This is a genomic window from Micromonospora sp. ATA51 (assembly GCF_016802855.1).
GTDB classification, from domain to species: Bacteria; Actinomycetota; Actinomycetes; order Mycobacteriales; family Micromonosporaceae; genus Micromonospora; species Micromonospora sicca.
The window spans coordinates 1-10524 of the sequence record NZ_JAEVHJ010000233.1 but is presented as its reverse complement, the minus strand read 5'-3'; the positions used below and the strand labels follow the sequence as shown (position 1 = coordinate 10524).

Sequence of the window (10524 nt, the reverse complement as noted above, 5' to 3'; positions counted from 1 at the left end):
CGCCGCACTCGGACTGCCGCCGGAGATCATCGTCACCGACCCGGTCGGGTACGGCGTCCGGACCGAGCCGGCCGACCTGGACGCCGAGGTCTTCGCCCGGGAGGTCGAGGCCGCCCGGGCCGCCGTCGCCGCCGGGCAGCCGACCGAGGGGCGCCGGCACTACCGGGCCGCGCTCGCCCTCTGGCGCGGCCCGGCGCTGAGCGGCATCCCGAGCCGGAGCGTGCGCCGGCGTGCCCAGCTGCTCGACGAGCAGCGGCTCTCCGTGCTGGAGGAGTGCGTCGACGTCGAGTTGCGGCTGCGACAAGCCGCCGACCTGATCGACGAGCTGACCGAGAGCATCGACCAGAATCCGCTGCGGGAGCGGCTGCGGGGCCAGTTGATGCTCGCCCTCTCCGCGGTCGGTCGGCAGGCCGACGCCCTCGGCGTCTACCGGGAGGGTCGCCGGATCTACGCCCAGGAACTGGGGATCGAGCCCGGCGGGGCGTTGCAGGAGCTGCACCAGCGGGTGCTCGCGGGTGATCTGGCCCTGACGGGATCCGGGGAGGCGCCCGTCGCGGCGGTCCGCTGCCTGCCCCGGGCGATCAATGACTTCACCGGCCGGCAGCAGGCGGTGGCCCGGCTGGTGCAGGAGATCGAGGAGGACGCGGTCCGGATCCAGCAGATCGACGGCATGGCGGGCAGCGGCAAGACGACCCTCGCGGTGCACGTCGCCACCGCCCTGGCACCGCGCTACCCGGACGCGCAGCTCTTCATCGACCTGCACGGGCACAGCGAACGCACCCCGCTGACGCCGGCCGCGGCGGTCGCCACGCTGCTGCGTCAGCTCGGCGTGCCGGCGGAACGGGTGCCGCTCGACCTGGACGACCGGCTGGCGCTCTGGCGTACCGAGCTGGCCGGCCGGCGGGCGCTGGTGGTGCTCGACAACGCGGCCAGCACCGCGCAGGTGATGCCGCTGCTGCCGAACGGGCCGGACTGTCTGGTGCTGATCACGAGCCGTCGCCGGCTGGTCGGACTGGACGAGGGCCGGCCCTCGTCCCTGCCGGTGCTCGACGCCGACGAGGCCGTGCAGCTGCTGGGTCGGGTCGCCGGCGAGGAGCGGGTGGCCGCCGAGCCGGAGGCCGCCGCCGAGGTGGTCCGCCGCTGCGGTCACCTGCCGTTGGCCATCCGCCTGGCCGGCGCCAGGTTGGCGCACCGGCCCCGCTGGCGGATCGCCGACCTGGCTGACCGGCTGGCCTCGAGTCGTGACCAGCTGGCGGAGTTCGTGGCCGGGGAGCGCTCGGTGGGGCAGGCCTTCACCCTGTCGTACGCCCAGGTCTCGCCGTCGGCTCAGCGGGTGTTCCGGCTGCTCGGCCTGCATCCGGGCGTACGGTTCGACACTCCCGTGGCCGCCGCCCTCGCGGAGCTTTCCCTGCCCGAGGTGCAGGACGTGCTCGAGGAGCTGGTCGACGTGCACCTGGCCGAGGAGGTGGAGCCGGGCCGGTACCGGCTGCACGACCTGATCCGGGAGTACGCCCGCGGGCTGCTGGCCGACCCCGAGCGGGCTGACGAGCGCCAGGCCGCCCTGCGCCGGCTGCTCGACCATCACCTGGACTCCGCCGCCGCGATCGCCTGGAGGATCGAGTCGGCGGCCAGCCGCAACTCCCTGCGACTCACCGCGCCCGCCCGGCCGGACCTGGTCGCGGCCGCCATTCCAAATGGGCTTGGCTGGTTCGAGGAGAACCGGGCCACGCTGACCGCTCTCGTGCGGTTGGCCGAGGCGGAGGGCCTGCCGCGGCACTGCTGGCAACTCGCGCGGGCCTGCTGGCGAGCCAACTTCGACGGCGGGCACCTGGACGAGCTGATCGAGACGCACACGATCGGGCTCCGCGTCGCCGAAGGGCTGGGCGACGATCCGGCGGCGGCCGTGATGTTGAATTACCTCTCCTCGGCGTACTACCGGTTGGCCCGGTTCCCCGAGGCGATCCGGTTGATGGAGGTGGCGCTCGGCCTGCGCCGCCGGCTCGGGCTGGGCCGGGAGGTACGCAGCACGCTGTGGAACCTCGCCGCCTCCTACGCCGCCAACGGTGACTACCGTCTTGCCAAGGAGAACTTCGACGCCGCCCTGGCCCTGATCGGCGGTCCGGACGAGTCCAACGAGCTGACGAACCTGCTGAACAACTTCAGCTTCGCTCTGCTCAACTGGGGCCGATACGACGACGCCCTGCGCACCGGCCGACAGCTTCTCCTGCTGGCCCGCCAGACCAACGACATCCGGCAACTGGCGCACGGGGTCGCGAACGTGGGGATGACCCGGCACCGGATGGGCGACGCCGGGCCGGCCCGCCGGTTGCTGCGGGCGGCGCTGTACCTCAAGCGCAAGTCGGGTAGCCGCGCCGGCGTGGGCGAGTTGCTCAACGAACTGGGCATGATCGAGCAGGAGGAGTCTCGTCCCGCACGGGCCGCCGTCCTGCACCAGGAGGCGCTGGTGGCGATGAGCGACGCGGGTGACCGGATCGGGCAGTGCGCCTCGCGGAACCTGCTGGCCCGGGCCATGCTCCACCAGGGGGACGCGGCCAGTGCGCTGGACCTGCACCGCCGGGTGCTCACCGACGCCACCCGGCTGGGCGTCCGCTATGAGCAGGCCCGGGCGCTGGACGGGATCGCCCGCTGTCTGCGGGACACCGATCCGGCCGCCGCCCGGTCGCACTGGCTCCGGGCGTTGACGCTGTTCCGGCAGGTCGAGTCGCCGGACCGGCACGAGGTGGAGCGGCTGATCGCCGCGCTGGACTGAGCGATCATCTGCGAGCCCGCGACGGGCGCGGCAGGATGGTACGCGTGACGACTCCAGAGGCAGCGGGCTACCGGATCGAACGCGACTCGATGGGCGAGGTGGAGGTGCCCGCCGAGGCGCTGTGGCGGGCGCAGACCCAGCGCGCGGTGCAGAACTTCCCGATCTCCGGCCGGGGCCTGGAACCGGCCCAGATCAAGGCGCTGGCCCAGATCAAGGGCGCCGCCGCCCAGGTGAACGGCGAGCTGGGCGTGATCGACGCGGAGGTGGCCGAGGCGATCGCCACCGCCGCCGCGCATGTGGCCGCCGGCGGGTACGACGACCAGTTCCCGGTGGACATTTTCCAGACCGGCTCCGGCACCTCGTCCAACATGAACACCAACGAGGTGATCGCGACCCTGGCCAGCCGGGAGTTGGGTCGCCCCGTGCACCCGAACGACGACGTCAACGCCTCGCAGTCCAGCAACGACGTCTTTCCCACGTCGATCCACCTGGCCGCCACCCAGTTCGTGGTGGAGGATCTGATCCCCTCGCTCCGGCACCTGGCTGGGGCGCTGGAGGAGAAGGCGGTCGAGTTCGAGACGGTGGTCAAGGCCGGGCGGACCCACCTGATGGACGCCACTCCGGTCACTCTCGGGCAGGAGTTCGGTGGCTACGCCGCGCAGGTCCGCTACGGCGTCGAGCGGCTGGAGGCGGCGCTGCCCCGGCTGGCCGAGCTGCCGCTGGGCGGCACCGCCGTGGGCACCGGCATCAACACCCCGCTCGGCTTCGCGGCGGCGGTGATCGAGCGGCTGCGCGCCTCGACCGGCCTGCCGCTGACCGAGGCGCGCAACCACTTCGAGGCGCAGGGCGCCCGGGACGCGCTGGTGGAGACCTCCGGCCAGCTCCGTACCGTCGCGGTGGGGCTGTACAAGATGGCCAACGACATCCGCTGGATGGGCTCCGGTCCCCGGGCAGGCCTGCGCGAGCTGCGCATCCCCGACCTCCAGCCCGGCTCGTCGATCATGCCCGGCAAGGTGAACCCGGTGGTCGCGGAGGCGATGCGGCAGGTCTGCGCGCAGGTGATCGGCAACGACGCGACGGTGGCCTTCGCCGGCTCGCAGGGCGACTTCGAGCTGAACGTGATGCTCCCGGTGATGGGCCGCAACCTGCTGGAGTCGATCCGGCTGCTGGCCGCGTCGAGCCGGCTCTTCGCGGACCGCCTGGTGGTCGGCCTGGTCGCGGACGCCGAGGTCTGTCTCGCGTACGCGGAGGGCTCGCCGTCGATCGTCACCCCGCTCAACCGCCATCTCGGGTACGACGAGGCCGCCTCGATCGCCAAGGAGGCGCTGGCGAAGCAGATCTCCATCCGCGAGGTGGTCATCGCCCGCGGCCACGTCGACTCCGGCAAGCTCTCCGAGACCCAGCTGGACGAGGCCCTCGACCTGCTCCGGATGACCCATCCCTGACCGCTTGATCCACGCCGGATGCGGGAGGTCGCGGTTTCCGGCCCCCGGGACACCGCCACCTGCCGCAGACCGGGTGAATCACGCGGTCAGGAGCGGGTCGCGGCCTTGCGGGCGCGGTAGGCGCTGACGGCGGCCCGGTTGCCGCATCCGGCGTCGCAGAACCGGCGGGACCGGTTCTTGGACAGGTCGACCAGGACGTTGTCGCAGTCCGGGTGGTCGCAGATCCGCAGCCGGCTCAGCTCGCCGCTGCGGACCAGGTCGGCCAGCGCCATCGCCGCCTCGACGGCCATCCGGATCGCCAGCGGCGCGTCGCGCGGCACGGCGTGCAGGTGGTACGGCTGGTCGTCGTGCCGGATGAGCTGCGGCAGGGCGTTCGACTCGCGGAGCAGCCCGTTGACGATCGCCACCACCTCGTCGGGGTCCGCGTGCCAGATCCGGCGCAGCCGCGGCCGGAGGTCGCGGACCGACCGCAGCTCCGCCTCGGTGTGTTCGTGCCGGCCGGTCCAGGAGTGCGCGGTGAAGAAGTCGTCCAGGGCGGCCACGTCGGGCAGCCCTTCCCGATCGGGGCCGGCGGTGTTGACCAACGCCGCCGTGACGGTCAGCCCGCATTCGGTGTCATGGGCGAAGAGCAACTTGACTCCTGTCAGGGTGCCAGCCTAGCGTCATGAGCGTAACCCAGTTGAGTCATGACCGGCCGGCGGGCCAAGGAGTGTACCGATGCGTGAACGGCCCGGAGTCGGCCTCGGCCTGGCCCTGCTCTCCGCTCTCACCTTCGCCACTTCGGGCACCTTCGCCCGCCCACTGATCACCGGGGACTGGTCGGCCGAGGCGGTGGTGGTGGCCCGGGTCGGCATCGCCGCGCTGGTCCTCGCCGTGCCGGCCCTGCTGGCCCTGCGCGGCCGGTGGGACGTGCTGCGCCGCAACGCCGGCACCGTCGTCGTGTTCGGACTGCTCGGCGTGGCCCTCGCCCAGGCGTGCTTCTTCAACGCGGTCCGCTACCTGCCGGTCGGCGTCGCGCTGCTGCTGGAATACCTGGGCATCGTCCTCGTGGTCGGCTGGATGTGGCTGGTCCACGGCCAGCGGCCCCGGGCGCTGACCGTGGCGGGATCGGTGACCGCCCTGTGCGGGCTGGTGTTCGTGCTGGACCTGGCCGGCGCCAGCCGGCTCGACCCGGTCGGGGTGCTCTGGGGGCTGGGCGCCGGGGTCGGGCTGGCCGGCTACTTCGTGATCGCCGGCCACGTCGACGACCGCCTGCCGTCGGTGGTGATGGCCAGCGGCGGGATGGCCGTCGGCGCCCTGGTCCTGCTCCTGCTCGGCGCGGTCGGGGTGCTGCCGCTGCGGGCCGGCCTCGCCGACGTCAGCTTCGCCGGGCACCGCATGAGCTGGCTGGTGCCCATCGCCGGCCTGTCGCTGATCGCCGCGGTGGTCGCGTACCTCACCGGGATCGCCGGGGCGCGGCTGCTCGGGGCGCGGCTGTCGTCGTTCGTCGGGCTGACCGAGGTGATGTTCGCCGTGCTCATCGCCTGGCTGGTGCTGAACGAACTGCCGACCGTCGTCCAGCTCGTCGGCGGCGCGTTGATCGTCGCCGGCGTCGCCGTGGTCCGCGTCGACGAGCTGCGCGCCACGCCCGAGCCGGAGCGGCCCGGGCACCCGGCCGAGCCGGCCCTGGCCACCGAGCGGTGAGCATGCCGCCACCCCGTCCGGCGGCAGCCGGCGAACCGCCCCTCGACCCGCCGACCGCCGTCGTCTTCGACGCCGACGAGACCCTGCTCGACCTGCGCCCGGCGGTCACCGGCGCGCTGGTCGCCGTACTGGAGGAGATGCGGCGGCGGACCCCGGCGGCCGCCGCGGTCCGGCTCGCGGACCTGGAGGCGGACTGGGGTGCCGTGTTCGGCGCGCTCAGCGCCGCACCGGTGCAGGAGATCCGGCGGGCCGCGCTGGCCCGGTCGCTCGCCCGGGCCGGGCTCGACCACCACCTCGACGAGTTGGCCGCCCTCTTCTTCGCCCGGCGCTTCGCGCTGACCCGACCGTTCCCCGACGCGCTGCCGGCGCTCGCCGCGTTGCGGCGGCGCCACCTGCTCGGCTTCGCCACCAACGGCAACAGCCGCGCCGAACGCTGCGGGCTCGCCGGCGAGTTCTCCTTCGAGCTCTACGCGCACGAGAACGGCCTGCCGAAGAAGCCGGCGCCCGAGTTCTACGCCGCGGTGGTGGCGGCCGCCGGGCTGCCCCCTGACCGGATCGTGTACGTGGGGGACTCGCCGGAACACGACGTGGCCGCGGCGCAGCGGGCGGGACTCCGGGCGGTCTGGCTGAACCGACCCGGGCTGCCCCGACCGCCCGGCCTCGCTCCGGACGCCGAGGTGTCCACCCTGGCCGACCTGCCCGAGGTGTTGGCCCGTCTCGTGCCGGCGAAAGCCTGACCCGGCGTTCACGGTCGGGCACGCACGCCTTTTCGGCGACATGGCGGCATCTGGGCGCACTGATACCGCCACGTCGCCGAGGTGTCGGCCAGCGAGCACCCGCTCCGTCAGCCGAGGGCGGTGGCGATGGTGGTGGCGGCGGTGGTGACCTGGGGGCCGACGACCTCGACGTCGAGCGGCGCCAGCGATACCACGCCGACGCTCGCCTCCAGCCCGGGCACGCCGAGCACCGGCGCGGCCACCCCGTACGCCCCGGACTGCAGCTCCCCGCTGGTGCTCACCGGGCCGGCGGCGCCCGCCCGCCCGGCCAGGATGGCCCGCCCCGCCGCCCCGCGTTCCAGCGGATGGCGGGACCCGGTCCGGTACGCCACGTGGTACGAGGTCCAACTCGGCTCCACCACCGCCAGGGCGACCCCCTCGCCGCCCTCGACGACGGTGAGGTGCGCGGTCGCGCCGGCCTGCTCGGCGAGCCGGCGCAGCGCGGGCAGTGCCCCCTCGGCGAGCAGCGGCTGCGCGCGCCGGGCCAGGTGCAGCACCCCGGCGCCGAGGCGGAGCCGGCCGGCGCCGTCCCGGCGCAGCATGCCGTGCCCGCTCAGCGCCCCGACCAGCCGGTAGACGGCGGCCCGGCCGATGCCCAGCCGGTTCGCCGCCTCGGTGACGGTCAGCCCGCCCGGCGCCTCCGCGACCAGGTGCAGCAGGCGCAGTCCCCGGTCCAGGGTCTGCGCGGTCTCGCCGCCGCGTCCCGGCTCGGGCGTCCCGGCCGCCGTCGCCCCTGGCCGGGCGTCACCCGTGCCTGCCGCCGTGTCCACAGCACGCAGCGTACGACCCGGCTCCGGCCAACCTCGAAATGCATGGACGGCTACCCTTGTACGGTGACGCTACGCCTGTATGACACCGCCACCCGATCGGTGCGGGACTTCGTCCCGCGGGAAGCCGGCAAGGTGGGGGTCTACCTGTGTGGTCTCACCCTCCAGGCCCCGCCGCACATCGGTCACCTTCGCTCCGGCGTCACCTACGACGTGCTGCGCCGCTGGCTGCTGGCCGCCGGCTTCGAGGTCACCTTCATCCGCAACGTGACCGACATCGACGACAAGATCCTGGTGAAGGCGGTCGAGCAGGGCCGCCCCTTCTGGTCGATCGCGTACGCGAACGAGCTGATCCTCGCCGATTCGTACCGGGCGCTGAACGTGCTGCCGCCGACCTACGAGCCGCGCGCCACCGGGCACATCCCCGAGATGCACGAGCTGATCACCCGGCTGATCGACACCGGTCACGCCTACCCGGCCACCGACGGCTCGGGTGACGTCTACTTCGACGTGACCTCGTGGCCCGCCTACGGGTCGCTGTCGGGGCAGTCGCCGGACGACATGCAGTCCGCCGGGGACGCCCCCGAGCGGGGCAAGCGGGACCCGCGTGACTTCGCCCTCTGGAAGGGTGCCAAACCGGACGAGCCGGCCGACGCCTACTGGCCGTCGCCGTGGGGCCGGGGCCGCCCCGGCTGGCACATCGAGTGCTCGGCGATGTGCTGGCGCTACCTGGGCGCGGAGTTCGACATCCACGGCGGCGGGCTGGACCTGACCTTCCCGCACCACGAGAACGAGATCGCCCAGTCGCAGGCGGCCGACCTGCCCTTCGCCCGGTACTGGGTGCACCACGGGTTGCTCGGCATCGGCGGCGCCAAGATGGGCAAATCGCTCGGCAACGCCCTCGACCTGGCGTACGTCGAGTCGCTCGGGGTGCGCCCGGTGGAGTTGCGCTACTACTACGCCTCGGCGCACTACCGGTCGCTCATCGACTACTCCGAGGACTCCCTCCGCGAGGCCGCGGTGGCGTACCGGCGGATCGAGGGGTTCGTGCAGCGGGCCGCGGAGCGGGTCGGCGCCGGCGAGCTCGGCGTGCTGCCGGCCGGCTTCGCGGCGGCGATGGACGACGACCTGAACACCTCGGCCGGGCTCGCCGTCCTGCACGATCTTCTGCGGGACGGCAACAGCGCGCTGACCAGCGGCGACGATGTGACCGTCCGCACGGTGCTGGCCGCCGTCCGCAGCATGCTGGATATCCTCGGGGTCGACCCCCTGGACCCGGCCTGGACCGGTGGCGGCCGCGCGGAGGACCTGCGCGGTGTGGTGGACTCCCTGATCGCGCTTGCCCTCGAGCAGCGCGCCCAGGCCCGCAACCGCAAGGACTGGGCCGCCGCGGACGCCGTACGCGACCAGCTCAAGCAGGCCGGCGTGGTGGTCGAGGACACCCCCCAGGGCCCGCGATGGACTATTGGAGAGCAGGACTGATGGCCGGCAACTCGCAGCGCCGTGGCCGGCGACTGAGCCCGAAGGCCGAGCCCCGAAGGGCTCCGGCGGCAAGAACAAGGACTCGCTCGCCGGCCGGGGCAAGACCCTGCCCGCCGACGAGCGACCCTGGCACAAGGCGTACTCGGGCACCGAAAAGCTGCCCCAGCGCACCGCCTGGAAGCAGGACAAGGAGCGCCGCGCGGCGGCCGAGGAGGGGCGCGCCCCCAAGATCGGCCAGCCGGGCAGCAAGGACACCACCTGGGGCAAGGGCGGTGGCCGGGGCGTCCCGGCGGGCGTGGCGGCGCCGGCGGTCGGGGCGGCAAGCCCATCGGCCGATCCGGCCCGCGGGTCGCCCCGGGCCGCAAGTCTAACCCGGCCAAGGACACCCCGGAGCTGCTGGTCGGCCGCAACCCGGTGCTGGAGGCGCTGCGCACCCAGGTGCCGGCGACCGCCCTCTACACCGCCCAGGGCATCGACATGGATGACCGGGTCAACGAGATCATCCGGACCGCCGCCGACCGGGGCATCGCCATCCTGGAGATCAGCCGCGCCGAGCTGGACCGGATGACCGGTGGGGTGCTGCACCAGGGCGTCGGCCTTCAGGTGCCGCCGTTCGCGTACGAGCCGTTCGAGGACATGATGGCGGCCGCGCTGGAGCAGCCCGCCCCGCTGCTGGTCGCGCTGGACGGGGTCACCGACCCGCGCAACCTCGGCGCGGTGATCCGCTCCGCCGCCGCGTTCGGCGCGCACGGTGTCTTCGTACCCGAGCGGCGGGCCGCCGGGATCACCGCGACCGCCTGGCGGACCAGCGCCGGCGCGGCCGCGCGGGTGCCGGTCGGCCAGGTCACCAACCTGACCCGGGCGCTCAAGGCCTGCAAGGACGCCGGCTTCATGGTGGTCGGCCTGGACGCCGACGGCGACACCGACCTCTACGACCTGGAGGCCGCGGTCGGGCCGCTGGTGGTGGTGGTCGGCTCCGAGGGGCGCGGGCTGTCCCGGCTGGTCGGGGAGACCTGCGACCTGACCGTCAGCATCCCGATGATCTCCGAGGTCGAGTCGCTCAACGCCAGCGTCGCCGCCGCGGTCACCCTCGCCGAGGTGGCCCGCCGCCGCGCCCAGGAGATCTGAGCAACCGGGAAGGCCCCTGCCCTGCCGCGGTCGCGGCGGTGGCAGGGGTCTTTCCGCATTCCTAGATCTGATGGGTCCAGGCGACGAAGAGCAGCGCCCCGGCCAGTGCGATTAGCAGCGTGACCGGGATCAGCCAGGGCGCGGGCCGCGCCCCGTCCAGGCCCCGGGTCAACCGCTGGTGCACGGCGGCGATCCCGACCAGCGCGACCAGGCCGGCGGCGGCCATCGGCAGGCCGACGAGGAAGTGCGCCAGCCATGCGCCGGCCCGGGTCGGGCCGCCCCACGAGTGCGTGTACGGACCGGGGTCGACGATGCCGTACAGGACCGCCAGCACCCGGTCCAGGTCGTCCTCGATCGGCATCACCCGGGGACGACGCCCTTGCCCGCCACGTTGACCCGGCGTTCCCCGGGCCGCCCGGCCACCGACGCCACCCGCAGCGCCAGCAGTTCGGACAGGCGCAGCCCGGCGCAGA

General features: G+C 73.8%; 7 protein-coding genes and 2 pseudogenes. 6 read left to right on the top strand and 3 right to left on the bottom strand.

Translation table 11 applies throughout. From position 1 onward, the window contains the following. Together JNW87_RS27525 and JNW87_RS27520 are read left to right on the top strand one after the other, a co-directional pair. Positions 1–2770, top strand: a 2770-nt coding sequence (locus tag JNW87_RS27525; protein WP_238454675.1) for a BTAD domain-containing putative transcriptional regulator, incomplete at its 5' end; no start/stop codon positions are given. Between the two features lie 35 nt (positions 2771–2805). Continuing rightward, positions 2806–4215 (top strand): class II fumarate hydratase, encoded by a 1410-nt coding sequence (locus tag JNW87_RS27520; RefSeq protein WP_201749847.1) that lies wholly within the window; start codon positions 2806–2808, stop codon positions 4213–4215. Between the two features lie 86 nt (positions 4216–4301). On the opposite strand, the gene JNW87_RS27515 is transcribed toward JNW87_RS27520, so the two are convergent. After that, complete coding sequence (locus tag JNW87_RS27515; RefSeq protein ID WP_238454674.1) at positions 4302–4847, bottom strand: CGNR zinc finger domain-containing protein; 546 nt, start codon at positions 4845–4847, stop codon at positions 4302–4304. An 85-nt stretch (positions 4848–4932) separates the two neighbouring features. Between JNW87_RS27515 and JNW87_RS27510 the strand changes: the two genes are divergently transcribed. Both JNW87_RS27510 and JNW87_RS27505 read left to right on the top strand, forming a co-directional pair. Beyond that, positions 4933–5898, top strand: a complete 966-nt coding sequence (locus JNW87_RS27510) for a DMT family transporter (protein ID WP_109803970.1) — start codon at positions 4933–4935, stop codon at positions 5896–5898. Positions 5899–5900: 2 nt separating this feature from the next. After that, on the top strand, positions 5901–6635 hold the full coding sequence (locus JNW87_RS27505) for an HAD family hydrolase (protein ID WP_238454673.1): 735 nt from the start codon (positions 5901–5903) through the stop codon (positions 6633–6635). A gap of 107 nt (positions 6636–6742) precedes the next feature. On the opposite strand, the gene JNW87_RS27500 is transcribed toward JNW87_RS27505, so the two are convergent. After that, positions 6743–7351, bottom strand: coding sequence for an IclR family transcriptional regulator (locus JNW87_RS27500; RefSeq protein ID WP_238454676.1), 609 nt, complete (start codon positions 7349–7351; stop codon positions 6743–6745). 156 nt (positions 7352–7507) lie between these two features. On the opposite strand from JNW87_RS27500, the gene cysS reads away from it, so the two are divergent. Together cysS and rlmB are read left to right on the top strand one after the other, a co-directional pair. Then, complete coding sequence (gene cysS, locus JNW87_RS27495; RefSeq protein ID WP_109804553.1) at positions 7508–8923, top strand: cysteine--tRNA ligase; 1416 nt, start codon at positions 7508–7510, stop codon at positions 8921–8923. Then, positions 8923–10051 (top strand): annotated as a pseudogene (gene rlmB / locus JNW87_RS27490) (23S rRNA (guanosine(2251)-2'-O)-methyltransferase RlmB). Before cysS ends, rlmB begins: the two are co-directional and overlap by 1 nt. Before the next feature lie 325 nt (positions 10052–10376). On the opposite strand, the pseudogene JNW87_RS27485 reads toward rlmB, so the two are convergent. Continuing rightward, positions 10377–10524: pseudogene (locus JNW87_RS27485) on the bottom strand (integrase); the annotation flags it as partial.